26 protein-coding genes are annotated in these 25,131 nt (G+C 65.7%); 7 read left to right on the top strand and 19 right to left on the bottom strand.

What is annotated here, in order from left to right; translation table 11 throughout:
- The first annotated feature begins 93 nt into the window (after positions 1 to 93).
- Positions 94 to 1,071 carry a LysR family transcriptional regulator gene (locus BT183_RS20055; RefSeq protein WP_084603727.1) on the top strand — a complete coding sequence of 326 codons (978 nt, stop codon included), beginning with the start codon at positions 94 to 96 and terminating at the stop codon, positions 1,069 to 1,071.
- 73 nt (positions 1,072 to 1,144) lie between these two features.
- Here BT183_RS20055 and BT183_RS20050 read toward each other — a convergent pair whose 3' ends face one another.
- Complete coding sequence (locus BT183_RS20050) at positions 1,145 to 2,095, bottom strand: LysR family transcriptional regulator (protein ID WP_072346897.1); 951 nt, start codon at positions 2,093 to 2,095, stop codon at positions 1,145 to 1,147.
- 192 nt (positions 2,096 to 2,287) lie between these two features.
- Between BT183_RS20050 and BT183_RS20045 the strand changes: the two genes are divergently transcribed.
- Positions 2,288 to 3,247: a VOC family protein gene (locus tag BT183_RS20045; RefSeq protein ID WP_072346895.1), complete on the top strand. Its 960-nt coding sequence runs from the start codon at positions 2,288 to 2,290 to the stop codon at positions 3,245 to 3,247.
- Positions 3,247 to 3,903: an alpha/beta hydrolase gene (locus BT183_RS20040; RefSeq protein WP_072346893.1), complete on the top strand. Its 657-nt coding sequence runs from the start codon at positions 3,247 to 3,249 to the stop codon at positions 3,901 to 3,903. Before BT183_RS20045 ends, BT183_RS20040 begins: the two co-directional genes overlap by 1 nt.
- A gap of 9 nt (positions 3,904 to 3,912) precedes the next feature.
- Here BT183_RS20040 and BT183_RS20035 read toward each other — a convergent pair whose 3' ends face one another.
- The 8 genes from BT183_RS20035 to BT183_RS20000 form a co-directional block, all read right to left on the bottom strand.
- A complete protein-coding gene (locus BT183_RS20035; RefSeq protein WP_177282667.1) occupies positions 3,913 to 4,689 on the bottom strand; it encodes an SDR family NAD(P)-dependent oxidoreductase in 777 nt (258 codons plus the stop codon).
- Entirely contained in the window at positions 4,673 to 5,563 is an 891-nt protein-coding gene (locus BT183_RS20030; RefSeq protein WP_425290590.1) for a dioxygenase family protein, read from the bottom strand. The genes BT183_RS20035 and BT183_RS20030 overlap by 17 nt, the downstream gene beginning before the upstream one ends.
- Positions 5,560 to 6,660 (bottom strand): branched-chain amino acid ABC transporter permease, encoded by a 1,101-nt coding sequence (locus BT183_RS20025; RefSeq protein ID WP_072346890.1) that lies wholly within the window; start codon positions 6,658 to 6,660, stop codon positions 5,560 to 5,562. The genes BT183_RS20030 and BT183_RS20025 overlap by 4 nt, the downstream gene beginning before the upstream one ends.
- Positions 6,661 to 6,664: 4 nt before the next feature.
- Complete coding sequence (locus tag BT183_RS20020; RefSeq protein ID WP_072346889.1) at positions 6,665 to 7,522, bottom strand: branched-chain amino acid ABC transporter permease; 858 nt, start codon at positions 7,520 to 7,522, stop codon at positions 6,665 to 6,667.
- A gap of 3 nt (positions 7,523 to 7,525) precedes the next feature.
- A complete protein-coding gene (locus BT183_RS20015; RefSeq protein ID WP_072346888.1) occupies positions 7,526 to 8,230 on the bottom strand; it encodes an ABC transporter ATP-binding protein in 705 nt (234 codons plus the stop codon).
- Positions 8,227 to 8,955 carry an ABC transporter ATP-binding protein gene (locus BT183_RS20010; protein ID WP_072346887.1) on the bottom strand — a complete coding sequence of 243 codons (729 nt, stop codon included), beginning with the start codon at positions 8,953 to 8,955 and terminating at the stop codon, positions 8,227 to 8,229. The genes BT183_RS20015 and BT183_RS20010 overlap by 4 nt, the downstream gene beginning before the upstream one ends.
- Positions 8,956 to 8,959: 4 nt before the next feature.
- Entirely contained in the window at positions 8,960 to 10,270 is a 1,311-nt protein-coding gene (locus tag BT183_RS20005; RefSeq protein WP_244545403.1) for an ABC transporter substrate-binding protein, read from the bottom strand.
- 139 nt (positions 10,271 to 10,409) lie between these two features.
- Entirely contained in the window at positions 10,410 to 11,276 is an 867-nt protein-coding gene (locus BT183_RS20000) for a helix-turn-helix domain-containing protein (protein ID WP_177282665.1), read from the bottom strand.
- A 418-nt stretch (positions 11,277 to 11,694) separates the two neighbouring features.
- On the opposite strand from BT183_RS20000, the gene pcaQ reads away from it, so the two are divergent.
- Entirely contained in the window at positions 11,695 to 12,633 is a 939-nt protein-coding gene (pcaQ, locus tag BT183_RS19995) for a pca operon transcription factor PcaQ (protein WP_072347002.1), read from the top strand.
- Here the strand turns inward: pcaQ and BT183_RS19990 are convergent.
- The 7 genes from BT183_RS19990 to BT183_RS19960 form a co-directional block, all read right to left on the bottom strand.
- Positions 12,609 to 13,628 carry an AAA family ATPase gene (locus BT183_RS19990; RefSeq protein WP_072346883.1) on the bottom strand — a complete coding sequence of 340 codons (1,020 nt, stop codon included), beginning with the start codon at positions 13,626 to 13,628 and terminating at the stop codon, positions 12,609 to 12,611. The two genes, pcaQ and BT183_RS19990, sit on opposite strands and share 25 nt — an antisense overlap.
- Positions 13,625 to 14,035, bottom strand: coding sequence for a Rieske (2Fe-2S) protein (locus tag BT183_RS19985; RefSeq protein WP_072346881.1), 411 nt, complete (start codon positions 14,033 to 14,035; stop codon positions 13,625 to 13,627). Before BT183_RS19985 ends, BT183_RS19990 begins: the two co-directional genes overlap by 4 nt.
- Positions 14,028 to 14,333 carry a YciI family protein gene (locus BT183_RS19980; protein ID WP_072346880.1) on the bottom strand — a complete coding sequence of 102 codons (306 nt, stop codon included), beginning with the start codon at positions 14,331 to 14,333 and terminating at the stop codon, positions 14,028 to 14,030. Before BT183_RS19980 ends, BT183_RS19985 begins: the two co-directional genes overlap by 8 nt.
- Positions 14,334 to 14,340: 7 nt before the next feature.
- The gene (locus tag BT183_RS19975; protein WP_072346879.1) at positions 14,341 to 15,393 is read right to left on the bottom strand and encodes a maleylacetate reductase; all 1,053 of its coding nucleotides are present in this window, start codon (positions 15,391 to 15,393) and stop codon (positions 14,341 to 14,343) included.
- A gap of 126 nt (positions 15,394 to 15,519) precedes the next feature.
- Positions 15,520 to 16,983: an aldehyde dehydrogenase family protein gene (locus BT183_RS19970; RefSeq protein WP_072346878.1), complete on the bottom strand. Its 1,464-nt coding sequence runs from the start codon at positions 16,981 to 16,983 to the stop codon at positions 15,520 to 15,522.
- Positions 16,984 to 17,184: 201 nt separating this feature from the next.
- Positions 17,185 to 18,228 (bottom strand): hydroxyquinol 1,2-dioxygenase, encoded by a 1,044-nt coding sequence (locus tag BT183_RS19965; RefSeq protein ID WP_143145925.1) that lies wholly within the window; start codon positions 18,226 to 18,228, stop codon positions 17,185 to 17,187.
- 22 nt (positions 18,229 to 18,250) lie between these two features.
- Complete coding sequence (locus BT183_RS19960) at positions 18,251 to 18,751, bottom strand: cupin domain-containing protein (protein WP_072346877.1); 501 nt, start codon at positions 18,749 to 18,751, stop codon at positions 18,251 to 18,253.
- Between the two features lie 173 nt (positions 18,752 to 18,924).
- Here BT183_RS19960 and BT183_RS19955 point away from each other — a divergent pair, with 173 nt between their 5' ends.
- Positions 18,925 to 20,787 (top strand): cobaltochelatase CobT-related protein, encoded by a 1,863-nt coding sequence (locus BT183_RS19955; RefSeq protein WP_084603723.1) that lies wholly within the window; start codon positions 18,925 to 18,927, stop codon positions 20,785 to 20,787.
- On the opposite strand, the gene BT183_RS19950 is transcribed toward BT183_RS19955, so the two are convergent.
- The 3 genes from BT183_RS19950 to BT183_RS20895 all read right to left on the bottom strand — a co-directional run bounded on the left by BT183_RS19950 (position 20,781) and on the right by BT183_RS20895 (position 22,659).
- Positions 20,781 to 21,374 carry a hypothetical protein gene (locus BT183_RS19950; protein WP_072346876.1) on the bottom strand — a complete coding sequence of 198 codons (594 nt, stop codon included), beginning with the start codon at positions 21,372 to 21,374 and terminating at the stop codon, positions 20,781 to 20,783. The genes BT183_RS19955 and BT183_RS19950 overlap by 7 nt on opposite strands.
- On the bottom strand, positions 21,371 to 22,006 hold the full coding sequence (locus tag BT183_RS19945; RefSeq protein ID WP_210185509.1) for a HupE/UreJ family protein: 636 nt from the start codon (positions 22,004 to 22,006) through the stop codon (positions 21,371 to 21,373). Before BT183_RS19945 ends, BT183_RS19950 begins: the two co-directional genes overlap by 4 nt.
- Positions 22,007 to 22,089: 83 nt before the next feature.
- Positions 22,090 to 22,659 (bottom strand): cytochrome c, encoded by a 570-nt coding sequence (locus tag BT183_RS20895; protein WP_177282663.1) that lies wholly within the window; start codon positions 22,657 to 22,659, stop codon positions 22,090 to 22,092.
- Between the two features lie 183 nt (positions 22,660 to 22,842).
- Here BT183_RS20895 and BT183_RS19935 point away from each other — a divergent pair, with 183 nt between their 5' ends.
- Positions 22,843 to 23,730, top strand: a complete 888-nt coding sequence (locus tag BT183_RS19935) for a protein-methionine-sulfoxide reductase heme-binding subunit MsrQ (RefSeq protein ID WP_177282661.1) — start codon at positions 22,843 to 22,845, stop codon at positions 23,728 to 23,730.
- Between the two features lie 311 nt (positions 23,731 to 24,041).
- Entirely contained in the window at positions 24,042 to 25,118 is a 1,077-nt protein-coding gene (locus tag BT183_RS19930) for a hypothetical protein (RefSeq protein ID WP_072346872.1), read from the top strand.
- The last annotated feature ends 13 nt before the right edge of the window (positions 25,119 to 25,131 follow it).

The following is a 25,131-nucleotide window of genomic DNA, read 5'->3' as shown; positions in this document are numbered from 1 at the left end:
CTCGCAGGTGCCCGAGGAGGAGGATGACATGGCCGCCGCACAACCTCGTGCACGGACGCGCGCCCCGGGGCGCGCGGATACGGGACGCCACGATTGAACCTGACGCTCAAGCAGTTGCAGATCCTGCATGCCGTGGTGGTTGCCGGCTCGATCAGCCAGGCGACGCGCAGCATCGGGCTGTCACAGCCTACCCTGTCGCAGCATCTCGCCAAATTCGAGGAAGAGCTCGGCACCCAGCTGATCGTGCGCGGCAAATCCGCTGCCATCAGGCTGACGGCGGCCGGCGAATTCTGGTTCCGCGTCGCCACCGACGTGATGGGGGAACTCGATGGTGCGGCCGAACAGCACAGGGTGATGTTCGACGAAAAGAATCTGAGCCTGCGCTTTGGCACGACACCGTCGCTGCGCAGCCATTTCACCGCGCTCACGGCGCGGGCGGCGCTCGATACCGGTCAGATTTCGCGCGTCGAATATCTGGTGGGCGCGAGCTCCGACGAAGTGGTTGAGATGGTCAACACGCACCGGCTCAATTGCGGGGTCGTGAGCGCTGCGAGCATCGGGGGCTCGCGCTCGTCGCTGCATGTGGAGCGGCTCTGGCGCGACAGGATCGTGTGGATCGTGCCGTCGGATGCGCCCGACGATTCCATCGGGCGCATCCTTGCCGGCAGCCAGTTCACGCGGCCCGATTATGCGGCGCTTTCGCGCTATGTGAAGATCAGCAGCGCACTCTCCTGGGGCGCTTGGAGCGATGACTGGTATCGCCACCGCCTGCCGTTCGCCTCGCCGTTTTTCGGCAGCATGACCAATCAGGTCTCGCTCGATATCGTGGCGGCGGGCCTCGCCACGGCGCATGTGCCGATGTCGCTCTTGAGCAACCTGCCCCCGGGGCTGCGCAACCGGCTCAAATATTTCGACCTGGGCGAATATGCCCGAGAGGTGGTGCTGATCATGCCGCGCCACCTGCTGAGCCTCGACCCGTTCCGCACCTTCTGCGACACCGTCTGCGACGCGGCCCGCCGGATGATGACGCGCGACGAGGACGCGGCGAGCGCGGCGGCAGCGGCCGAGTGAGCGGCGACTGAGGCCTGCTGTCCCTGCCCGGATGTCGGTCGAGGCGCCCTGCCCCGACCGGGCTTCCGGTCGGTCAGGCGCTCCACACCAGCGCATCCTCGTGGCGCCTGATGACGTGGCGCAGGGTGTCGAAGACTGCGACGAGGTGGAGCACCAGCCGGTCCGTTGCGGGGGCGCGCGGCGCATCGACGAGCCTCAGAATGCCCAGATTGCGATCCGGCTGCGGAATGGCGAAGGGCACGACGGCGACGCGATTGTCCTTGCGCATGGCAAACAGCACCGAGAACGGCAGGACCGCCAGAGCGTCGGAATCGGCGAGGAAGTTGACGACGCTCATCAGGGACCCGCCCGAATAGCGGATGTGAAGTTCCGGCACGCCGATGCTCATCAGGATCATCTGCAGATCCGAGAGCAGAGGCGAGCCCGGCAGGGGCGCGATCCAGGGATAGGCCGAAAGGTCATTGGCCTTTAAAAGGCGGCGGCGGAGCAAGGGGTGCCCCACCCGGCAGGCCACGATGTTGCGGCCGCGCAGCAGTTCGGTGAACTCGAATTGCGGGCCGGGATGGGTCGACCCCACCGGAACGATGCCCAGATCGATGAGGCCGGCGCTGAGGCCGGAGACGAGATCGGGCAGGTTGCCATAGCTCTGCTGGACGCTGACCTCAGGCTCCTCTCGGTGGAATTCGGCGAGCATCTGGCTGATCAGGGCATCCATGAAGAACGGCACGCCGCCAACGCGAACGACCCCGCTCGTGCCCTTGAGATGGCCCTGCACCGCATCGGTGGCGCGCCGGGACGCTGCGAGGATGGCGCGGCCATGGATCGCGAGCTGGCTGCCCAGGGCTGTCGGCTGCAATGGCCTGCGACCCGGTACGAAGAGGGGCTCGCCGATGCGGGCCTCGAGCATCGAGAGCGAACGGCTCACCGCCGATTGCGTCATGCCTAAAAGCGCCGCGCCTTCGGAAACGCCACCGGCATCGACGACGGCCGACAACTGGATCAGGTGGCGCTCGTTCAGCTTCATAGCACACTGCTATATTGATCTGCGCACAACTCATCAATCGGCAAGCCGCCCCATGCCACATTCGGATGGAGATGTCGGACCCAACCCGGCCTGCGGCAGCACGGCCGCGCGCCCTGCGCCACCGGGACGGTCCGCCATGACCTTGTGCTGAGGCCCATCGGGCCGGCACCCAATGCCTCGGGAGGAACGCTCATGAGCAAGATCAGCGGTTATCACCATCTGACGCTGTCGACGGATGGTGCGCAGGAAGACTTCGATTTCTACACCAAGACCCTGGGCCTGCATTCGGTGAAGCGCACCGTGCTGTTCGATGGCGTGCTGCCGGTCTATCACCTCTATTACGGCTCGCCCGATGGCGATGCCTCCACCATCATCACCACTTTCCCCTTCCGCAAGCCCGGCGTCTATGGCCGGCGCGGCACCAACCAGTCCCGCGCCATCCTGCAGGCGATCCCGAAGGGTGCATCGGCGTTCTGGGTCGACCGCCTCAACGGGCGGGGCATAACGGCAACCAAGGTGACCCGTTTCGGCGCGGACCGCGTGGTGTTCAACCATCCCTGCGGCATTCCCCATGAATTGGTGGAAAGCGACAGCGATGCGCGCGAACCCATCACCAATGCCGCGCTCGGCATCGGCCGCGACCACGGCATCAAGGGCATCTATGGCAGCGTGGTGGCGGTGACCGACACCTCGGCTATGAATGATTTTCTTACCATCGCCCTGCCCCTCGAACTGGAGGCCAGCACGGCCGAAGGCGACGTCTATCGCGTTCCCGATGCCAATGGCGTCATCCAGCGGGTGGAAGTGATCACCGACCGCGACAGCCCGCAGGGCACCTGGACGCTGTCAGGCGGCACCATCCACCATCTGGCGCTCAATACCGGCGACGAGGAGAGCCAGCTCAAGCTGCGCGCCCATATCGAGGGTCTCGGCTTCACCGACATCTCCGAACAGAAGGACCGCAACTACTTCAAGTCCTGCTATGTGCGCTCGCCCGGTGGCGCGCTCTTCGAACTGGCCTGGACCACGCCGGAAGGCTGGACCAAGGATGAACCGGCCGGCGCGATCGGCAAGACGCTGGTGTTTCCGCCCTGGTTCAAGGATCGCGAGGACGAACTGCGGGCCGGCCTCGAACAGGCGGACTTCGTCTGATGCCTCAGGCGACCGGATTGCGCCGCGGTGCGAGCGGCGCCGCGGTCAAGGCGCTGTGCGTCTTCGTCCACGGTCGCGGCCAGTCGCCCGAGGAGATGGAGCAGCATGTGCTCATGCGGCTGCACACCCCGGGCATCGCCTTTGCGCTGCCGCGGGCCCCGCGGGGTGCCTGGTACGATGCGAGGGCCATCGATCCGCTGAGCCCGCAGACGCGGGCGCAGATGGACGAGGCCTTCGGCATGCTGCGGCACGAGATCGCTGCGCTTCGGGCCGACTACCCCGGACGGCCCCTGCTGCTGGGCGGGTTCTCGCAGGGGGCCTGCCTGTCGCTCGAATATGTCTGCATGGGCGACGATCCGCCCGACGCGCTGGTGGCGCTGACCGGATGCCGGGTGGGAACGGCACAATGCGACCGGCCCGCGCGGGCGCCGGCCAACCTGCCGGCCTATCTCACCGGCAGCGACGCCGACCCCTGGATACCCCTCTCGGCAACAACCGAGGCGATGTTCGAGATGGGGCGGCAGAAGCTGGCACTGCGGGCGGACCTCTTTCCCGGCCGAGGCCATGAAGCGCTGGATGCCGAAACCATGATGCTCGATGCGATGCTGGCCAACCTTGCCGCCGGCGCGCCGCCCCGGTTCGGCAGCCCGCGCTAGCGTCAGCGCTCAGCCCCCGTCCATCCGCCGGCGCAGGGCGACGCCATCCACGTCGATCTCGGTGCCAGAGAGATCGGCCGGCGCCGTGCGCACCAGCCAGGCGATCGCACGGGCGGCGCCCGCGACATCGGCAAGGGCCGAGCGCGGCAGGCGGCTCGGCGGCCCGAGGCCGGAGGCGCGGATCTCTGCCTGCATGTCCGTATCGAGCAGGCCTGGCTGCACACCATAGACGCGAACGACGTCGCCATATTCGGCAAAGACGCTGCGCGTCAGCATGGCGAGCGCGGCTTTCGAGGCGCAATAGGCGCTCCAGCCTTCGACGGGGCGATGCGCGGCGCCGCTCGAAAGATTGACGATCACGCCGCCCCGACGCAGCACCGGCAAGGCGGCGCGGATGGCGTTGTAGGGGCCGAGCACGTTGACCCGCATGGCCTCGGCCCACGCGTCGGGATCGCCGAGATGGAGCCGCGCCAGGGGCGTGACGATCGCGGCGTTGTTGACGATGGCCGCAAGCCCGGAGGCGAAGTCGCAGGCGGTGGCAACCGCCTGCGACACGCTCGCATGATCGGTCACGTCGACGGCGACGCAGAGGGCCCGGCCGCCCGAGGCGACGATCTCAGCCATCGCATCCTCGCCATCGCCGGGATTGCGGCAGCCCAGAACGACCGGGAAGCCCGCTGCCGCGAGCGCGAGGCAAGTGGCCCGGCCCAGACCCCGGCTTGCGCCGAAAACGAGGACCGCGCCGTCCTTGTGGTCTATCGCCCGCCCGTCAGGCCGCTGGGGCACTGGGGCGCAGGCCGAAGACATAGTCGAGCCGCTTATGCGGGCCGACGCGATCGCCCGCCTCCGTCGCGCCCTCAGCGACATCGAGGGGGGTGACGATCAACTCGTCCTTGACCCCGAAGACGGCGTCGCTGTGCAGATAGGCGTCGCCAGCCATGAACAGATGCGTCACGAGGGTTTCGTAGCCATCCTTGCCGATCATGAAATGCACATGAGCGGGTCGATAGGGATGACGCCCCACTGCGCCCAGCATCCTGCCCACCGGCCCATCGGTGGGGATGGGATAGGAGGTCGGCACGATGGACCAGAACGACACGCGGCCCTCGGCATCGGTGCGGAAACGGGCACGCAGGTTTTCCGTCTGCCCCGGCTTCTGCACATCATAATAGCCGTCATCATCGGCCTGCCAGACATCGACCCAGGCATCCGCCACAGGCGCCCCATCGGGGCTCGTGACCTGCGCCACGACATGCAGCGGCGTGCCTTCGGTATCCCCGGCAATGTCGCTGCCCGAGGGCGTCTCGGCCAGCGGGGGCACGTAGAACGGCCCGAGCACCGTGGTTTCCGTGACGCCACCCGTGGTCTTGTGGTTGATGGCGTCGACCAGCATCGAAAGCCCGAGCGTATCGGAGAGCAGGATGAATTCCTGCCGCTTGTCGTCGCATTTCTGGCCGGTCTGGGTCAGGAAGCCGATGGCGGCCTCCCATTCAGACATGGTCAGTTGCACATCCTCGGCAAAGGCATGAAGGTGCATGACCAGCGACTGCATCACCTGGCGCAGGCGCGGATCCGGGGCGGCCTCGAAGCTTGCGACGACCTGGCGCGTCAGCGGGTTAAGGGCCTCGTGGTCGGCCATTGCACTGACCCTGGCTGTCATCTGGCATCCTTGGAAGCTTGAGAAACGATCTCGATGCGCCTGCGCGTGGGGAACAGGTGGATGCCGGTCCACTGGGAGAAATTGCCCCAGATGCCCTTGGGCGCCAGCAGCATGACGCCGATGCCCAGCACACCGAGCACGATGAGGTACCAGGGGCCATAACCCGACAGCGTGTTGCGCAGGAGAACGAAGAGGATGGCGCCGATGATCGGCCCCTCGATGGTGGCGAGCCCGCCGATCACCACGATGAAGATGATGTAGGCCGTCCAGTCGAGCAGCGAGAAGGCGGCATCGGGCGAGATGCGCGAGGTCTGTAGGAAGTAGATGGCCCCCACGAGCCCGGCGCAGAAGGCCGCGAAGAGGTAGATGGCGAACTTGATGCGCGTGGTGCTGACCCCGACGCTCTGCGCCGCCACCTCGCCATCCTTGATGGCACGGAGCGCGAGCCCGACGCGCGAGCGCAGCAGGTAGTAGCAGCCCCCCACCACCAGCACGACCGTGAACAAGGCCGCCCAGTAGATGATGATCTCGCGCGCCGCCGCGCTGCGCACCCCGAAGAGTTCGGCGACGAAATCGAGCCCGATCATGTCGTTGGTGGCCGACCGTGGCAGGGACGTGCCGGTGCCCCCGCCCAGTTCGCGCCATTGGGCCAGCAGCAGGCGGAAGACTTCGGCGACCACCCAGGTCACCACCGCGAAATAGGCGCCCTGCATGCGAAACACCAGCGTGCCGACCGGGATCGACAAGAGGGCGACGATCAGCGCCGCGACCGGGATCGACAGCAGCGGATCGAACCCGCCCACGATGATGAGCGCGAACAGCGCATAGCCCCCGAGGCCGACAAAGGCCTGCTGGCCCACCGAGATCAGCCCGGCATATCCGGCCATGAGGTTCCAGCACAGCGCCAGCGAGGCGAGGAGGAACACGAGGATCAGATCCTGCAGCATGGGCCGCGAGGCGAAGGCGGGCGCAAAGACGAGGACGGCGATGATGACGATGGCGACGAGCCAGAAGGCCTTGGCGGTGCGCGTGGCGACGCGGACGCGATAGCGGCCTGTGGCGGGTTCCGGTGCTGCGGCAGGCTGGGGTGAAGACATGACGCTACTGCTTGGGAAACAGGCCACGCGGCCGGACAATGATGAACACGAGGAAGACCAGATGCCCTGCCAGGATCTGCCATTCCGGATTGATGCGGGCCCCGATCGCCTGGGCAACCCCGAGGATGATGCCCCCCGCAAGCGTGCCCCAGAGACTGCCGAGCCCGCCGATCACCACCGCCTCAAAGGCGTAGAGCAGCCGCGCCGGGCCGACGCTCGGATCGAAATTGGAGCGCACGCCCATGAAGAACGCCGCAATGGTGAGCACCACGAACGAAATGCCCATCGCGATGGCGAAGATGACGCGGGGATTGACGCCCATCAGCTGCACCACCTCGGTGGAATCCGAGGTCGCCCGCAGGCGGCGGCCCAGCCCGGTGCCGTAGAAGATGTAGCTCAGCGCCCCCAGCACGACCACCGCGACGGCGAAGGTGATGAGCGGCACGAGCCCGACCGACAGGCCGAGCAGATTGACCGACTGCGTCTCGAGCGCGCCAAGCGACAGCTTGCGGCTGTCGGCGCTGAAGGCCACCAGCAGGCCGTTCTGGATGAGGATCTGGAGCCCGAAGGTCACCAGCAGCGGCAGGAGGATGTCATCGCCCAGCGTGCGGTTGAGGAGAAAGCGCTGCAACCCCCACCCCAGCGCGAAGGCGAAGGGCAAAAGGATGAGCAGCGCAACCGGCAGAGGCAGGCCCAAGGCGCTGACCATGGCGAGCAGCACGAAGGCCGCCAGCACGATCAGATCGCCATGCGCGAGGTTGATGAGCCGCATCACCCCGAAGATCAGCGACAGCCCGGCGGCATAGAGGGCATAAAGCCCGCCGAGCAGAACGCCTTGCACGATGGTGTTGAGATAATCCATCCGCTAGCTTCCAAAATAGGCCGCGAGGATCTGCGACCGGTCGAATTCATCGGCCCGCCCGGTCAGACTGACCTTGCCCTCGAGGAAACAATAGATACGGTCTGCGGCGCCCAGGGCAGCGTTGAGGTCCTGCTCGACGATGACGATCGTGGTGCCGCGCTTCTTGATCTCGGTGATCGCGGCATAGACGTCCTTGACCGCCGCCGGCGACAGCCCGAGGCTGATCTCGTCGCAGAGCAGCACGCGGGGATTGGAAATCAGCGCCCGGCCTATGGCCACCATCTGCTGCTGCCCGCCCGACAGAGTGGGCGCCAGCTGGTCGGCACGCTCGCGCAGGATGGGAAAGAGATCGCACACGGTCTCGTAGGTCCACCCACGATCGCCGCTGCGGCCGTTTTCGCCCATGCGCAGATTGTCGGCCACAGACATCGACGGGAAGAGGCGGCGGCCTTCGGGAACCAGCGCCACGCCGGATTTGACGATTTCGTAGGCCGGCTTTCCACCCACCGGCCGGCCATCGAGCAGGATGCCGTCGGGCCGGCTTTTGACGAGCCCGGCCAGCGCCTTCAGAAACGAGGACTTGCCCGCGCCATTCGCGCCGATGATGGCGACGGTCTCGCCTTCCGCCACCTCGAAATCGACGCCGAAGACAGCCTGGAAATCGCCGTAGAACACTTCGAGGCCGCGGGTTTCGAGCAGGGCCGTCATGCGGCGACCTCATCGTCTATGCCCAGATAGGAGCGACGCACTTCGGGGTCGTTCATCACCGCATGAGGTTCGCCGTCGGCGATCTTGCGGCCGAACTCGAGCACCACGAGGCGACTGACCACCGACAGCAGCGCGTGCACCACATGCTCGATCCACACGATGGTCACGCCCTCCTGGTTGAGCTGGCGGATGAAGGCCACGAGTTCGTGGCACTCGGCCTCGGTCAGCCCGCCGGCGATTTCGTCGAGCAGCACGATGTCGGGCTGGGTGGCGAGGGCCCGCGCCATCTCGAGGCGCTTGCGGTTGAGCAAAGTCAGCTTGCCCGCGAGGGTATTGGCCTGCGCGGCGAGCCCCGTTCGCTCAAGAATGGAGCCGCAGAGCTCGTTGGCGCCGCGATGGCCGTGCTCGCGGCCATATTCGGACGCGACGAGCAGGTTCTCGAACACGGTGAGGCTCTCGAAGGGCCGGGGAATCTGGAACGACCTGCCGATGCCGGCAACGCAACGGTTGCGCAGCGACACCTTGGTGACGTCCCGGCCTCCCAGGCTCACCGTACCGGCATCAGGTGTGACGACGCCGGTAATGAGGTTGAACAGGCTCGACTTGCCGGCGCCATTGGCTCCGATGATGCCGAGGGCTTCGCCACGAGCCACGTCAAGATCGATTTTGTCGGCCACGACGACGGCCCCGAAGCGCTTGGAAACGCCGGCAAGTCTGAGGATCATCGGATTACTCGATGGCTTCCATGGTGCCGCCCAGCGGAATTTCCGGATGCGCAGCGTTTTCCACGATCACCAGTTCGAAGCTGCCATCATCCTGATAACGCCACTGTCCGCCCACCAGCGGGGTCTTGGAGACGTTGGCGGCAACCACGGGCGGCAGGCCTTCGGCGCCGAATTCGATGTGGCCCACGATGGTGTCGAGATTGGTCGCGGCAATCGCCTCGGCCAGCGCGTCGGGATCGAAGGGATCCTCGGCCCGCTTGATGGAATCGACGGCCACTTCGAACAGCGCGTGGATGAAGCCGACCGGCTGCGTCCAAGGCCGGCCCGTCGCCTCGCTGTAGCCCCCCGCAAGCTCGCCGGCGCTCTGCCCGTTGAGCGAGGACGTGAAGGGATGGGAGGCGGACCACCAGACTTCGGTGGAGAGGTTGTTGGCGATGGGGCCGAGGCCCTCGACAGCGACCGGGAACAGGATGGCCTTGGCGATCGAAGCGATCTTGGGCTTGTAGCCCTGCTGGTTGGCCTGGGTCCAGAAGGTGGTGAGATCGGGCGGGATGACGACGCCGGTCACGATATCGGCGTTGGCAGCCTTGAAGGCGTCGATCTGGGCGGTGAAATCATCCGAGAGGTTCTGGTAGCGACCCGGATCGGTGATGGTGTAGCCACCCGCCTTCAGGGCCGGGGGCAGGCCGACTTCGGGATTGCCCCAGGCATTGCCGTCGGCATCGTTCGGGAAGAGGCCACCCACCTGCTTGTTGGTGTCGAGCTGGTTCCACATGCCCTGATAGGTGGCGATGACGTCCTCGAGACCCCAGAAGAAGTGATAGGTGTAATCGAAGGATTCCCAGGTCGCCGGATCACCCGGATTGGCCTGCCGCTCGATGAACCAAGGCTGCCACGGCGCGGCGGTGGAGATGCAGGGAATGCCCTCGATCTCGCACTGGGCCGAGACCGGATTGGTGGTCTCAGGCGTCGAGGCCACGACGATGAGCTGCACTTCGTCCGAAACGATCAACTGGCGCGCCACTTCGGCCGCACGGTTGGGGTTGGACTGGCTGTCGCGGACGATGATCTCGACATTCACCGGCCCGCCCGCGGTTTCGAGGCTGTTGGCGAGGGTATCCTGAACCTGCTTGATGACGAAGTCGTCGGCCTCGGCGAACGCGGCCAGCGGACCGGTCTGGGGCGTCACGTACCCGATCTTGATCGTCTGCGTCTGCGCCATGGCCGCCGGGGCCATCGCGATCAGGGCGATGATGGACGTGGCACCCAGAAACACGCGCCGCTTGACCGGCACGGACATTGTCGACTTGGACATTTCTCTTCCCTCCAGATGATTGAGACCGCCCCCTCCGCTGGCGCCGAGGATCGCGAGAATTTTCTTCTTGCGAACTGGAGTTTAGAGGCGCGGCAGGCGCCAATCCTGCAAACCGCCGCGCCGAACTTGCACGAAACGATCAGTTCCGCTTGGAACGCCGATAGGCTGCGGGGGTGGTTTCGCAATAGCGACGGAAGAGCCGGGTCAGGTGTTCCTGGTGCGCGAAGCCGCATTCATAGGCGATCTCGGCGATCGACATGCTGGTCTTCTCGAGCAGCCTGCGGGCCTTTTCGACGCGCAGGTTGATGAGATAGCGGTGGGGCGGCATGCCCAGCTCGGTGCGGAAAATCCGCGCCACATGGCTGGGACTGCGATTGGTCGCCCGCGCGATGTCGGTGAGATTGATGGCCGTGTCGATATTGGCCATCATGTAGTCCACCGCGTCCGACAGGGTGGGCGACATGCTGCCGCTCGCCGATGCCCGGCCCCCGCCCTTGAGCTTTGCCTTGGAATAGGCGCGGATGAGCTGGGCGGCGATCGTTCTGGACAGGTAGTCGGCGAACATCGAGGAGCCCAGGCTCTCGTCCTCCACCGCATAGGCCGAGGCATCTATGAGCGACTGCAGCGCACGATCGCATTCCACGATGCTGCTGGGGATCTCGATGCGAGCGGGGTCCCCGTCCACCGTCTCGAGCGCCACCTCCTCGATCACGGAGCGCCGCACATAGACATGCACGGTCTCGATCGAGCCGGTGAGGTTGATGCCGAAATCGACACCCGGCGAGATGATGTGGATGCCCCCGGCAGGCACGACGCGCTTGCCGATATTGCGATCGCACAGGCTTTCCACCTGCACCGGACCATCCCGATGCAGAACGAGCAGATGGTCTCGCGATGAGTGGAAGACGCCGCGGAACGGGGTCTCCCTCTGCACCGACGCGAACAGGGACGTCCAGTCGCGCCCGTCGCTGTTCGCCTTGATCCTGGCACTCGGTTGCGCCAGCATTCCATGCGTTTCTTCTATGCCGAACGGCCGTCGAGCATACATGTCTTCTCTCCCACTTGAACCTCCCGGCTCTGCGGCCGTCTGGAGGCTCCTGCCTTGAAAGCAAGGCTACTGAGACGGCGGGTTGGCCCCGCCAGATGATCAATTGGTAGACCTCCCCCGATCCGGCAGCAATGCCCTGCCCGATCCACCGCGCGGCCGGCCATACGCTCTGCAGGCAGGCGCTGCGCCGGACCATCGCCAGCGCCGGCGGATGTCTTGAGTACGGCCCGGTCCAACATGGACGTGTCGGGCTTGGACGGCATGAACCTCAGGACGCGCTCCATTTCCCTTGCCATAACCGATCAGGGTATATTGACCGCCGAACCCGGCAGGTAAAATGATGATTTCCGGGATATGTATATCCAGGAAGAATATGATGAGCACCAGCCTCCTCGATCCGCGCATCAAGCTGCGGCACATCAGCTGCTTTCTGGAGGTCAACCGGCAAGGGGGCGTGGTGGCGGCCAGCCAGGCGCTGGGGCTGAGCCAGCCGGCCGTTTCGAAATCCATCGCCGAACTCGAGACGCTCTTGCAGACCGCCCTGTTCGACCGCACCGGCCGCAAGCTGGTGCTGACCCGGCAGGGCGAGATGTTCGCTCGCCATGCCATGGCCGCGGCCGCCGCCATACGCGAGGGCATAGAAAGCGTCGATCTGGCCCGATCGAGCCAGGCCGTCGTGCGGCTCGGAGCGCTGCCCACGGTCGAGGTCGACGTGGTGCCCCGCGCCGTCGCCAGCTTCAGGCGCAGCCCCTTTGCCTGCCGGGTTCATGTCGAAAGCGGCCCGAGCGGGCACATGCTGGCGATGCTGCGCGATGGCAAGCTCGACTTCATCGTGGGGCGGCTGCCGAGTCCGGATGTGATGAAGGGCCTGGTTTTCGAGCACCTCTATTCCGAGCAGCTCACCTTCGCGGTGCGGCCCCAGCACCCCCTCGCCCAGCGGCCGGACCTGGCCTATCGCGAGCTCGAACCCTATCCGCTGCTGCTGCCGCCGGCCAATGCCATCATCCGCCCCATCGTGGATTCGCTCTTCATCGCAGGCGGGATGGGGACGGTGCGGTTTGAGATCGAAACCGTGTCGAACAGCTTTGCGCGGGCCTTCGCCCTCGAAAACGACGCGATCTGGACCATCTCACACAGCGTCGTCGCGCGGGATCTGGACATCGGCCAGCTGGTGGCGCTGGCGCTCGACACCAGTGCCAGCCGCGGCCCGGTCGGCATCACCATGCGGGCCAACGAGCAGATGGGGGCCCCGGTGATGGCGATGATGGACGCCGTGCGCGATGCCACGGCTCAGTTCCCGCGCGCGCCCTCCTGACCGGGGACCTGCACGCGCTGCCAGGCCTCGGGCGCCCGGCCGCTGGGCTCGCGCCCGAAGACGCGCTGGTAATATTCGCCGTAAAGGGGCCGCTCGGCCTCGTCGCAGCGATTGAGGAAGGCTGTCTCGAAAGCGAAGTCGATATCGCCGAAGACGCGGTAATTCTGCGCCCATGAGATGACGGTGCGCGGCGACATCACCACCGACACGTCTCCGGCCGCAAAGCCGGTGCGGGTGAGATTGGCCATGCGCACCATCTGCATGAGCATCTGGGCACGGCCGGCTTCGGCCATCCACGGCACCTTGCTCGTCACCACCTCGACTTCGGCGGTCTCCTCGAGATAGTCGAGCCGGGCGATGATGTTCCAGCGGTCGAGCTGCGCCTGATTGAGCTGCTGGGTGCCGTGATAGAGCCCGGTGACATCCCCGAGGCCCACCGTATTGGCCGTGGCGAAGAGCCTGAAGAACGGATTGGGCGGGATGACGCGGTTCTGGTCGAGGATGGTCAGCTTGCCTTCAGCCTCCAGCACACGCTGGATGACGAACATCACATCGGGGCGGCCGGCATCATATTCGTCGAGCACCAGGGCAACCGGCCGCTGATAGCACCAGGGCAAGAGCCCCTCGCGATACTCGGTCACCTGCTTGCCGTCGCGCAGCACGATGGCGTCCTTGCCGATGAGGTCGATGCGGCTGACATGGCTGTCGAGATTGAGCCGGATGCAGGGCCAGTTGAGGCGCGCCGCGACCTGCTCGATATGGCTCGATTTGCCCGTGCCGTGCCGGCCTTGCAGCAGCACCCGCAGATTGCCCTCGAAGCCGGCGAGGATGGCCATGGTGGTGGCCGGATCGAAGCGATAGCTGGCATCGACCACCGGCACGTGCTCGCCGGGCCGGCTGAAGCCGGGCACGCTGCCATCGACATCGATGCCGAAGGCGTCCCGGATCGATACCATGATGTCGGGGCGCGCGGTGGGCGACAGGTCTTCGGTCACGGCAGGTCTCCGGGTCGGGAAATCACGATGGTGCCGTTTTCCACATGCACCGGCACCGGATCGAGCCAGCAGTTCTGGGCGGCCCCCGCGATGCCAAACCCGTCCTCGATGCGGAATTCGGCAAAATGCATGGTGCAGCGGATGCGGCTGCCATCCTCGTTGAGGAAATGCCCGGCCCGATGGTTGAGCGGCGAGGAATAATGCGGACAGATGTTGAGATAGCCGAAGACCGCATCGCCCCGGCGCACGACGAACATCGAGAACACCGTGGTGCCCCGGCCGAACACGAACTCCCGGGCCGTGCCATCGGCAATCTCATCGAGCGGGGCGAGAACGGTGCCGGGCTGGGGGGCGCGCGGGCGGGTGCGCCAGAGCAGCGGATCGGGGCGGGAGAGCGCGTCAGCCATGGGATGGCTCCGGCTGGCCCAGCCCCCAGTTGAAGCCGCTGATGGTGACGCTGGCGAACAGATCTTCGACAACATAGGGGTCGCCGGCCAGATAGGCCTCAACGGCGGTGCGCGTTGCGGCCTCGATGACGAGCATGCTGCCCATCATCTCGCCATCGTCGCCGAGCAGCGGCCCGCCAATGCGCACGACCACGGGATGGTCATGCACCCGCAGGCGGGCGCGATGGCTTTCGCGCAGGCGCTGCCTGTCCGCAAGGCGGCCGGGACGATCGATGGCATGAACACAGAAATAGGGCATGGCGAGCTCAGGGCGCCCTGCCCTCGAACGCCGCCTGCAGCATGGCGCGCACGCCCTCGCGGGTCACCGGACGGGGGTTGTAATAGGGGTTCTGCAGGGCGAGGTCGGCGGCGGTGTCGAGATCGGCTTCGGTCAGCCCCATTTCGGCGAGCGACCGCTTGGTCGCGGCGCGCTGGGTCAGCGCATAAATGCCGCTCGGCCCATCGGCCGCGCTTAGAGCTCGGGCGATGGCAGCCATCGCATCGGGCGCCGCCTCGCGATTGTAGGCCGAGGTGTAGGGGATCATCAGCGCATGGATATCGGCGTGGTTGAGATTGAACGTGCCGCCCAGCGTGTGGCAGATCTTGTGGTGGATCGCCATGCCGACGGCGCCGAGGCAGACCCCGGCAAGCCAGGCGCCGTAAAGCGCCTCGGAATGCGCCTTGAGGTTGCGGGACTCCTCCATCAGAACCGGCAGCGCGCTGCCGAGGGCCCGGATCGAGGCCTCGGCAAGCATGGAAATGATCGGGTTGCGATCCTTGGCGTAGAGCGCCTCGACCGAATGGGCGATGGCGTTCATGCCCGAAGGACCGGAGATGAAGCTGGGCATGGTGACGGTCAGCTCGGGATCGTAGATGACGGTCTCGGGCAGGATCTTGGGATCGGACACCGTGGTCTTGCGGCCGGCCTGGGTCTGCCCGAGGATCGGGGTCATCTCCGAGCCGGCGAAGGTGGTGGGAATGACCAGTTGCGGCAGATCAGTGCGATAGGCGATGGCCTTGGAGAGCCCCGTGGTCGAGCCCCCGCCGATGGCGAGGCAGCCATCGGCGCGCACGGAACTGACGGCGAGCAGGGCCGATTCCGTCACCTCGACGGGCGTATGCTGCACGGCCCCGGGATACATGATGCCGGCCCGCCCGCCGATGGATCTTGCGATCTCGGCCGCCAGCGCGGACTGGTCGGGCGTCGAGATGATGATGGCCCGCTCGATGCCGAGGCGGTCGAGCTCCTCGGCCACCCTGGCGCGGCTGCCCTCGCCGAAGATCACGCGGGAGGGATTGGCATTATAAACGAAGTCCATGGTCCACCCCTGGTGCTGGCTGGCGACTGGAGCCTTTCGCCGGTTCGCTGAACCGGCGCAAAGCTCCAGGTCATTATTGTGGCGCGTTTCCGGACGGCGAAGCGGTATCCACCTCGCCTTGGAACGCTAGCGGTCGTAATGCGGCGGCATCTTGGAATCGAAATTGATCCAGACCGATTTGGGCTGAGTGTATTCGCGCATCACCTCGAAGCCCATCTCCCGCCCATAGCCGCTTTCGCCCACCCCGCCAAAGGGCGAGCCGGGATGCACCACCTTGTAACAGTTGACCCAGACCATGCCGGCGCGGATGTCGCGGGCGAACTTGTGCGCGCGCGTGAGATTGGCGGTCCAGAGGCCCGAGCCCAGCCCGTATTGCACGCCGTTGGCGATGGCGAGCGCCTCCTCATCGTCCTCGAAGGTGGTGACGGTGACGAAGGGGCCGAACACCTCCTCCTGGCTGACCCGGTCGCCGGGCTTTGCGCGCACGATGGTGGGCTCGACGAAATAGCCATTGGCAAGGTCGTCGCGATCGGGCCTGCGGCCGCCGGTGAGGATCTCGCCGCCTTCGTCTTTGGCGACCTGCGAAAACTGCAGCACGCGTTCCTGATGCTGCTTCGAGGTCAGCGGGCCCATTTCAGTGATGGGATCGAGCGGATCACCCAGCTTGATCGAGCGCGCGAATTTGGTGAAGCCGTCGAGGAATTCGTCGGCGATGGATTTGTGCAGGATGAGCCGCGAGCCGGCGATGCAGGCCTGGCCCTGGTTGTGGAAGATGGCGAAGGCCGATCCGCCGATGGCGGCGCGGATATTGGCATCCCCGAAAACGATATTGGGGCCCTTGCCCCCCAGTTCGAGCTGCACCTTCTTGAGGTTGCCGGCGGAGGCCTGAACGATGCGGCGGCCGGTTGCGGTAGAGCCGGTGAAGGCGACCTTGCCGATCTCGGGATGCTCGGCGATGCGCGCACCGGCAGTATGGCCGTAGCCGGGCACGACGTTGACCACCCCAGCCGGAAAGCCGACATCGCGCATCAGTTCAGCGATGCGGAGCGTGGAGAGCGGGGTCAGCTCGCTGGGCTTGATGACGATGGCATTGCCGGCAGCGAGCGCCGGCGCCATCTTCCAGCTGGTGAACATCAGCGGGAAATTCCACGGCACGATCTGGCCGACGACGCCCACCGGTTCGCGCTGCACGTAATTGATGAAGCCGGGATAGACCGGCGGCACGAAGCCTTCGAACTTGTCGGCCATGCCCCCGAAATAGCGGAAGCACCGCGAGGTGCGCGGCACGTCGAGCTTGCGCGCATCGCGCACCGGATGGCCGGTATCGAGGGCTTCGAGCTGGATCAGTTCCTCGGCATGGGCATCGATGGCATCGGCCAGCTTGAGCAGGAGGTTGCCGCGATCGGCGGCATCGGCCCTGCCCCAGGCGCCCTGGGCGGCCTTGGCGGCGAGGACAGCGCGATCGACATCCTCGGCCCGCGCCTCGGCGATCTCGCAGATGATCTCGCCCGAATACGGATTGAAGACCGGGATCAGGCCCCCGGCGAGGCCATCAACGAATTCGCCGCCGATGAAGAGCTTGGTCTGCACGATCTCTACCGCTGGTTGTCTGGGACGAGGGACAGGATGTAAGCGGCCGGTTTCCGGGGTTGGCGGAAGCCGGCCGCAGGGCGGAAGTGGGAGCGACCGCCCGTTCCGAGAGCTTTTCGCCGGTGCATTGCACCGCCGGAGAGCTCCATTCTTCGTTCTCTCGCGGTCCGGACGAACCGGGTCCGGCTCGCCCGGACCGGGCTAGAACTCGACGGCGACGTCCGGAGCCAGACCCTGACGGATCAGCTCGGGGATCTTGGGCGAGCCGTTTTCCCACACCAGCAGCATCGAGCGCTTGGCCGAAAAGCCCTGGTGCCGGATGTCCGCCGGCATGCAGCAGCAATCGCCCGCCTTCATGTTGATGATGGCGCGCGGGCGGCCGGTGGCGCCGTCCTTGACGTTCCAGGTGATCTCGTCGGTGAGCTGGATGAACCACTCGCAGCGGTCATTGCCGTGCTCGACGGGCAGGATGTACTCCTCCGAGGTGGGGCAGAACAGGCTATCCTTGACCACCGAGCACACCGAGGGATTCCACGTCACATCCGAGCGCGACAGATAGGCGAAGAGGTTGTAGGCCGACACCTCGTGCTCGAAGCCGGGCTCGGCATGCACCTCGGGCTGGTCCTGGACCACGTCGGCGAACATGCGGTTGACCGGATAGCCATTGGCATCGGTGCGCACCGGGGTATCGCCGGGCAGGCCGACCATGCGGCGGGCGGTCACGCGCTCGCGGCTGACGGCCTCGTCATTGTCGCCGTTCTTGATGCCCCACGGCACTCCGGTCTCCATGGGCGCAGCGAAGGGGTCGTAGCCTTCATTGGTCCAGTCCGAGACCATCTGCTTGAAGACGTCCATCAGCTTGTCGGCCTTGAAGCGCTCGACGAAGTCGCGGCCGGCGGCAGTATAGGCCTCGTTGGTGGCGCCCATGAACATGTCGACCTCACCATAATAATTGGTGGTGCCGAAGACCTGGTCGAAATTCACCGTGCCGTAGAAAAAGCCCCAGGCCACGTCGCGCATCAGCGCGCGCAGGAAGGCGTCGGCGGGCATGGTGTGCACGCCGGTGGGCGTGGTCACGTAGCAGAAATACTCGTCGCGATGGAATTTGAACGAGCCGGCCTGGAAGGACTTGTAGCCGGTGATGTTGTCGGCGGGGTTGATCGCGAAATTGCCGGTGATCGGCAGGCCGCGCGGATTGCTGATCTCTTCGTCGGTGCCGGCGAAGGCGGATTCTTTCATAGCCATGGCAGGGTCTCCTTGATGGCGATCACTTCTGGCAGAACTGGGCCCATTTATGTTGGGTCACGGCGCCGTCGATGGACTGGATGAGGATGGTGCAGGTTTCGGGCGCACTGAACTTGTAGGCCGAGCCGACCGGCAGCATGGCCATGTGGCCACGACCGAGCACGACATAGCCCATATTGGCGCCCTCGGGCTTGCCCTCGATATGGACAGCGCCTTCGCTTTCGGGGTCGACCAGGGCATCGGGATCGGCCAGCTTGACGAAGTCGACCCGCACCTTGCCATCCATGGCGATGACGAACTCGTCATGGGCCGCAGTATACCAGCCTGACTCCCCCTCGGCCTTGGCGCTCTCGATCACGTATTCGAAGTTCTTGGCAACCGCGACACGCTCATAGGGCGCCGACTTGGCGGCCACTTCGAACATATTGGAAAAGACATAGCGCTTGGGATCGTCGTCGATGGCTGTGACGCCGCCCTTCTTGTAGGAATGGATGGAGCCAAAATCTGTGGTGTACTGACCCACGGCGAAACCTCCTCGAAAACTCTGGCGGCGTAATAGCGACTGTCCAAAACACTAGGCAGTCGGGCCGGTTGGGGGCCTGCACAAAGCGGGCAACCTTCTGCGCATTCCTCGCCGGAAAAACCCCGCCATCGCCCTCCGCGCCGCTAGGATGAAAAGCGAAAGGGAGGCGTAAAATGGCAGGCGAGGACATCCGCTCGACCATCCTCAAGCGCGACGAGAAGGGCCAGGTGCGCAACGGCGCGGAATGGCTGGCCCTGTGGTCGGATCCCGATTCCATGCGCTCGCGCGCCGATTTGCGCGAAAAGCGCGACGGCGAGCGGCACCAGCTGGAGCTGGCCGGCCAGCTCTCGGCGGCGGCGCGCTCGCTGTCGGGGCGCGACGATATCGACGTGCAGATCGGGGAGACCGATGGCACGGGCGGACTGCGCGCGGCGCCTGAGGAGTTGCGCGCGGACAACATGCCGGCCCTGCGCGGCCGGATCGATTCCGCCGCGCTCTTCCTGCGTTTCCACGACGCTGAGATCCACGGGGCGATGCGGCCCGACAAGCCCGGCGACGCGCGGCTTTTCGACCTTCTCGAGCTCCTGCGCTGCGAGGCGCTGGGAGCCCGGCGCCTGCAGGGGGTTGGCGATAACCTCGCAGCCGCACACCGCGCGCGGCTCGCCCGCTCCGATCTCCTCGGCGCCCATCTGGCCTCGCTGGTGCCGCTCGAGGAAGCGATCCGGATGGTGGTGGGCGACGCTCTGGTGGGCCGCCCCGAGGCGTCGATCGCCACTTCGGGATTCTGGATGTGGGACCGCTGGATGCATGAGCGCCTCGGCCCCCAGATCGCGGCGCTGGGCGCCGTGCTGGACCGGCAGGCGCAGTATGGAGAGGCGGCGCGCGCCTTCATCGACGCCCTCTATTCCGCCTTGCACGGCAAGGGCGAAGGGCCGATCCGGCGCGACATCAGCAACCGCGCCGGCGGCGGGCCGGAGGATGGGGACCTCGAGCATGGCCAGAGCCAAAGCGAGGACGAGAGCTTCGAGCCCGGCCCCGATGCGCTGACTGCAGACGAGGATGCCCCCTCGATCTGGCCGCCCGTCGAGGTTGCCCGGCTGGCCCGGGCCCTGCCCTACCGCGCCTACACGACGCGGCACGACCAGGTGGCACGCGCCGAGGACCTTGTGCCCCAGCAGACCATGCGGCAGGCGCAGGAGGGGCTCGACAAGCGCCGCAGTGCCAATCGCCGCAGCATGGCGCGGCTGGTGACGCAGTTGCAGCGACGGCTGATGGCGCGCCAGACCCGATCCTGGACATTCGATCTCGAGGAAGGGCTGGTCGATGCCTCGCGCCTCGACCGCGTCGTGGTCAATCCCGGCTTCGCCGATGCCTACAAGCAGGAGGAGGAGTCGCAGTTCCGGGACACCTGTGTCACCCTGCTCATCGACAATTCGGGCTCGATGCGCGGCAAGACCATCGAGCTGGCCTGCATCGCCTCGGACCTCATCTGCGCCGCCCTCGAAAGCTGCGCGGTGACCACCGAGGTGCTGGGCTTCACCACGATGGGCTGGAAAGGCGGGCAATCGGCGCAGGACTGGATCCGGGCCGGCCGGCCCGAAAACCCCGGCCGCCTCAATGACCTGCTCCATGTCATCTACAAGGGCGCCGAGGAGCCCTACCGGCGCGCACGGCTCAATCTCTGCGCCATGATGTCGGCGGACCTGCTCAAGGAGAACATCGACGGCGAGGCGCTCGCCTGGGCAGCCCGCCGCATGCTGGCACGGCCCGAACAGCGCCGTATCCTGCTCGTCATCTCGGACGGCGCACCGGTCGACCAGGCCACCATCGAGGCCAATGCCGACAAGGAAATCCTCGACCGCCACCTGCGCGAGGTGATCGGCGAGATCGAGCGCAGCGGCCAGATCGAACTCACCGCCATCGGCGTGAGGCACGATGTGCAGACCTATTATCGCTCGGCCCGCCGCATCGATGCCATCGACGAGCTCGGGCCGGCGCTGATCGGCGCCCTCGACGCGATGCTGGCGCGTCAGTGAATGCCGATAAGGCCCGGCTCGAGCGTGTAATAGCCGGCCAATGTCAGTTCGACGCTGACATCCTCGAAGGTGGGATTGGCGAAGTACCAGCCATGGATGCCGCTGAGCGGCGCCGTCAGGGCGCCATTGCCCTCGGTTGCGGTCCCCTTGGCATAGTCCATCACCTGGGCCGGACTGCCATCGGTGGGGGTGGTGTGGCCGTGGAACTCGAACACCACCGGCACCGACGCCTTCCACGAATAGACGAGGGTCTGCCCCTCCTCGAGCGTCACCTTGTATTCCGTTGCACCCAGCGTCCGCCCGAAAGCGCCGATGGGTATGGTGACGACGTCCTGCCGGAACGGCAGAGCTTCGGGGCGGGCGATTTCGGGCGGGGCGCTGAAGCGCGTCTCCACCACCATCTCGGGCGGCTGCGATATCCGGTTGAGCCCGGTGAGGGCGCCAAAGCCGGTGGGGTCGATGCCATATTCGGCCGGCAGGACGACCGTGAGGGTGAGAACTGTGCCGAGCGCCAGGGCGCCGAGCACCTGCAGGCCAAGCCGAGCGCCCGAGGGCGGTGGGGTGGGGGAAAGTCCGTCCGCGCTCATGCGCCGCTCCAGTATCCGACCAGTTGCATCTCAACCAGCGCGACGCCGGCCGCCATGATCAGCACGTTGATCAGCGCCGCCTGCCGCGTGAATGACGGTGTTGTGCGCCAGAGCTGGAGGGCCGTGAGAATGAAGGCCAGGGCGGCCAGCTGGCCCACTTCAACCCCGATGTTGAAGGCGATCATGTTGGGCACCAGCCCCTCGGGCGAAAGGCTGAGATCCTGAAGCTTGGTGGCAAGGCCGAAGCCGTGGATGAGCCCGAAGACCAGCACCGCAGCCTTCTGGTCGGGGGAATGGCCGAACAGCCGGCGGAAGCCGCCCAGATTGTCGAAGGCCTTGTAGATCACCGAAAATCCGATGATGGCGTCGACGATATGGGCATCGAGGCGCAGCCCGCCCAGAACCCCCAGCAGCAGGGTGACCGAGTGGCCGATGCTGAACATGGTGACATATATCGCCACGTCCCTCAGCCGGTAAAGAAAGAAGATGACGCCGAGCAGGAACAGCAGGTGATCGTAGCCTGTGAACATGTGCTTGGCGCCCAGATAGAGATAGGGCCAGAACTGCACGCCCTGCGCCGTTTCGAGAAACTGCGCGTCTCCACCCGCAACGCCATGGGCGAGCGCCGGCATGGCGGAGGCCAGAAGCCCGATTCCGGCGAGCGCTGCACACCGACCGGCAGGATGGCGTCGCCTTCCGGCGCTCCGGCCGGCGATCATTTCACGAAGTCTTGCACGCGATCGAAATCGAAATATTCGAAAGGCTTGCGGAAGGATTCGTGGCAGCTTTCGCACATCATCTCGAGCTCTTCGACGCGCGCCAGCATGTCCTCCGGATGGGCCTGGGCGGCCTCTCGCGCCTTGAGGAAGGCCTCCTCGGAGCGCAGCTGGAAATCCTCGAAATACTCCCAGACCGCCTCGCTCGCTAGGGAGACATGGGTCGCGTCCTCGCGTTCGCCCTCTTCGGTATAAGGATTGGGCGCGGCCCTATAGAGGCTGGGCATGGCGTAGAGCATGGCCGCGATGGAATCGAGCCGGCCACGCAGTTCGAGATCGTCTGCCGGCAGCGCACCATCGAGAATGTCGTGCACGATGTCGTTGTTGGCCCCGATGCTGTTCATCAGCAACCGGCGGGCCAGGGTCGTATCCTTCTGCGAGGTGAGCGCGGTCATCTCCGGCGCGGGGGCGTTCGGCGCGGGGGTATTCTGCGCCAGTGTCGGCGGCAATGTTCCGGCCGCGAGCACAAGGGCTCCAAGGGCAATTGCAATCAGGCTTTGGCGACGCATTTCAGACCCTCCTTTTGCGCCAAGATGGCCATGGCGGCCGGAGAAGCGTCCTGCACAATCATTGGAAAAGGCTGCACCTAACGCACCCGGCGAAGCGCTCGAAACGTGCAGCGAGCGAGCCGGATCGTACAGTCCCGCCCCCCGCAATCGTCCTAGGCTGGCCCGACTGTCCGGGAGGGGATGATGGCCGGTGTCTTCCATGCGTTCTGGCGCGCCATGCCGTGGTTCGATCCGGCGGGCCGGTTTTCGCTCCTCAAGCTCACCGCGCTTGTCGGCACCTCTATCCCGGCGGTGTGGATGCTGGGCGAATTCGCCTCCGGCCGCTGGGACTTTCCGTCCCCTTACGTCAACCTCATCTACCATTCGGGCCTGTGGTGCACCTATCTGCTGCTGGGGTGCCTTGCGGTAACGCCGATCCGCCGCATCACTGGGATGGGGCGCCTGGCGCAGCTGCGCCGGCTTTTGGGCGTTGCCAGCTTCGCCTATTGCCTCCTGCACATCGTGGCCTGGTTCGGGCTGAGGTTCTGGGATTGGGCCGCCTTGGGCGGAGAGCTTGCCGGGCGCGCCACGCTGTGGATCGCGACCGTTTCTGCACTACTGCTGCTGGCGCTCGCCCTGACCTCGTTTGATCGCGTCATCAGGGCGATGGGTCGGCGCTGGAAGCAGCTGCATGGCCTCGTCTATCTCGCCGCACTGCTGGCCGTGCTGCATTTCATGCTGTCTCCGGGCTCGCTGCAGGGCCCGCCCTTTTTGATGGCGGGCCTCTATGTCTGGCTGATGGGATGGCGGTGGCTGGAGCGGCGGCGCCTTGGCACCCAGCCCGCTGCCCTTTTCGGGCTGGGTTTTGCGGCTGCGCTCTTTGCCCTGCTGATCCAGCCGCTGTGGCTCGTAAGCATGCAGGCCGAACGCAGCACCCAGACCCCGCTCGCGGCGATCCTCGACAATGTGAACCCCGACATCTGGATCTATCTGGGCGTGCCACCGGTCTGGATTCTCTTGGCGTGGACGGCGGTTACCGTGACGGCGAGCCTTACGGGCAGCCGGAAGACATTACCAAACCCGATATCTTGAGGGGCACGATAACGTGATCGTTTCATGCAAGTGATCGATGAGATCCGTGCAGGGATACGAACAGGAGCCCTGAAATGATGGATCTAGCAGCAGGACGGAGATCGCCGCCGCCAGGGTCGTGAACCGGCGGATCGATATAGCCAAACCAAAGAAAATATCACTTCTGGTTATATCAGGCAGACGCTTCAATCGCTGTGGACGACTGCGGGTGGGAGACCGCAGTGGGCGCTGCCCCGTTCAGCGCCATGGAGGGGATGGAGGACGGCTGGCCATCCGCCAGTGCACAGTTTCGGCCGAGGAGAGGAAAGAACATGAAGACGAAAAAGGTCTTTGGCGCATTTGCGCTTGGACTTCTGCTGGCTGCGAGCGCGCCGGTCCTGAGCCTTGCCCAAACGCCGACCCCGCCTGCCGCGCCGGCACCCGCACCGGCCGCAAACCCGCTCGCCGTGGCGGTGGTGCCGCCCCCGCGCGCCTTCAAGACGGCCGAAGAGCATTTCAACTATCTCAAGCGCCAGGCCAATGGCGGCACCCGCCACACCTATGAGTCTGTGCCCAAATGGGAGGGCCTGTGGGAAGCCAGCTGGAACAGCATCGCGCTGCGCGGCGGCGTGTCGCCGTTCTTTGTCGGCCCCATCCCGCCCGGCCTCACCGCCGGCGGCGTCGTTGCCGAGGGCGTGCTGACCCCGGAATACGAAGCGGCCTTCAAGCAGCGCCGCGAGCACATGATCCCGTTCAACGAGCAGCCCTACGATCGCCTGACCACCTGCGAAGCGACCGGCGTGCCCCGCTGGCTGCTCGAGCCCTATGTGCGCGAATGGGTCAACACCCCCGACCAGTCCTGGTGGCTCAACGACCTGGCCAACGAAACCCGCCGCGTCTATGTCGACCAGGACCACAAGAACATCGACGGTGCGCATTCCCCGACCGGCGACAGCATCGGCTTCTGGATCAACGACACGCTCGTGGTCTGGACCAACGACATGTGGCCGGCCGACTATTTCCGCGGCTATCCGCCCTTCTCCAACGAGATGGAGATCGTCGAGGTCTACAAGCTCGTGACCGAAGCCAACGGCATGCAGCGCCTCATCGCCCAGGTGACCTTCTATGATCCCGTCAGCCTGCTGAAGCCGTTGAGCGGCGTCTACACCTGGGTCAAGGCCGCGGCCATCGAGGACGCCGGCTACCGCATGCGTCACTGGGACTGCAACACCGGCGCCCAGGTGCGCGGCGAGAACGACACCACCAGCATCCGCCTGCCGGGTGAAGAGGGTCGTTCGTGGCACGAAATGCGCAATCCCGACCTGCCGGCCGACCTTTCTGGCCAGACCCAGTCTCCGGACCAGTTCGATTTCGACACCGTGTTCGGCCAAAAGCCGGCCAACCAGTAAGAAGGAAGGTAAC

This window comes from Devosia enhydra (assembly GCF_900119845.1).
In the GTDB taxonomy this organism is placed as follows: Bacteria; Pseudomonadota; Alphaproteobacteria; order Rhizobiales; family Devosiaceae; genus FPKU01.
The sequence above is the reverse complement of the archived record's forward strand: the minus strand, read 5'-3'. Positions and strand labels throughout refer to the sequence as shown.

Coding starts and splice junctions, on each gene's coding strand:
- BT183_RS20015 (WP_072346888.1), bottom strand. CDS start 8,230: ATGACGGCCCTGCTCGAAACCCGCGGCCTCGAAGTGTTCTACGGCGAT.
- BT183_RS19955 (WP_084603723.1), top strand. CDS start 18,925: ATGGCAGGCGAGGACATCCGCTCGACCATCCTCAAGCGCGACGAGAAG.
- BT183_RS20050 (WP_072346897.1), bottom strand. CDS start 2,095: ATGAAGCTGAACGAGCGCCACCTGATCCAGTTGTCGGCCGTCGTCGAT.
- pcaQ (WP_072347002.1), top strand. CDS start 11,695: ATGAGCACCAGCCTCCTCGATCCGCGCATCAAGCTGCGGCACATCAGC.
- BT183_RS20025 (WP_072346890.1), bottom strand. CDS start 6,660: ATGTCTTCACCCCAGCCTGCCGCAGCACCGGAACCCGCCACAGGCCGC.
- BT183_RS19935 (WP_177282661.1), top strand. CDS start 22,843: ATGGCCGGTGTCTTCCATGCGTTCTGGCGCGCCATGCCGTGGTTCGAT.
- BT183_RS20030 (WP_425290590.1), bottom strand. CDS start 5,563: ATGACAGCCAGGGTCAGTGCAATGGCCGACCACGAGGCCCTTAACCCG.
- BT183_RS20020 (WP_072346889.1), bottom strand. CDS start 7,522: ATGGATTATCTCAACACCATCGTGCAAGGCGTTCTGCTCGGCGGGCTT.
- BT183_RS20045 (WP_072346895.1), top strand. CDS start 2,288: ATGAGCAAGATCAGCGGTTATCACCATCTGACGCTGTCGACGGATGGT.
- BT183_RS19950 (WP_072346876.1), bottom strand. CDS start 21,374: ATGAGCGCGGACGGACTTTCCCCCACCCCACCGCCCTCGGGCGCTCGG.
- BT183_RS20000 (WP_177282665.1), bottom strand. CDS start 11,276: ATGCTGGCGCAACCGAGTGCCAGGATCAAGGCGAACAGCGACGGGCGC.
- BT183_RS20005 (WP_244545403.1), bottom strand. CDS start 10,270: ATGTCCAAGTCGACAATGTCCGTGCCGGTCAAGCGGCGCGTGTTTCTG.
- BT183_RS20040 (WP_072346893.1), top strand. CDS start 3,247: ATGCCTCAGGCGACCGGATTGCGCCGCGGTGCGAGCGGCGCCGCGGTC.
- BT183_RS19930 (WP_072346872.1), top strand. CDS start 24,042: ATGAAGACGAAAAAGGTCTTTGGCGCATTTGCGCTTGGACTTCTGCTG.
- BT183_RS19975 (WP_072346879.1), bottom strand. CDS start 15,393: ATGGACTTCGTTTATAATGCCAATCCCTCCCGCGTGATCTTCGGCGAG.
- BT183_RS19985 (WP_072346881.1), bottom strand. CDS start 14,035: ATGGCTGACGCGCTCTCCCGCCCCGATCCGCTGCTCTGGCGCACCCGC.
- BT183_RS19945 (WP_210185509.1), bottom strand. CDS start 22,006: ATGCCGGCGCTCGCCCATGGCGTTGCGGGTGGAGACGCGCAGTTTCTC.
- BT183_RS20010 (WP_072346887.1), bottom strand. CDS start 8,955: ATGATCCTCAGACTTGCCGGCGTTTCCAAGCGCTTCGGGGCCGTCGTC.
- BT183_RS20895 (WP_177282663.1), bottom strand. CDS start 22,659: ATGCGTCGCCAAAGCCTGATTGCAATTGCCCTTGGAGCCCTTGTGCTC.
- BT183_RS19980 (WP_072346880.1), bottom strand. CDS start 14,333: ATGCCCTATTTCTGTGTTCATGCCATCGATCGTCCCGGCCGCCTTGCG.
- BT183_RS19965 (WP_143145925.1), bottom strand. CDS start 18,228: ATGGCTATGAAAGAATCCGCCTTCGCCGGCACCGACGAAGAGATCAGC.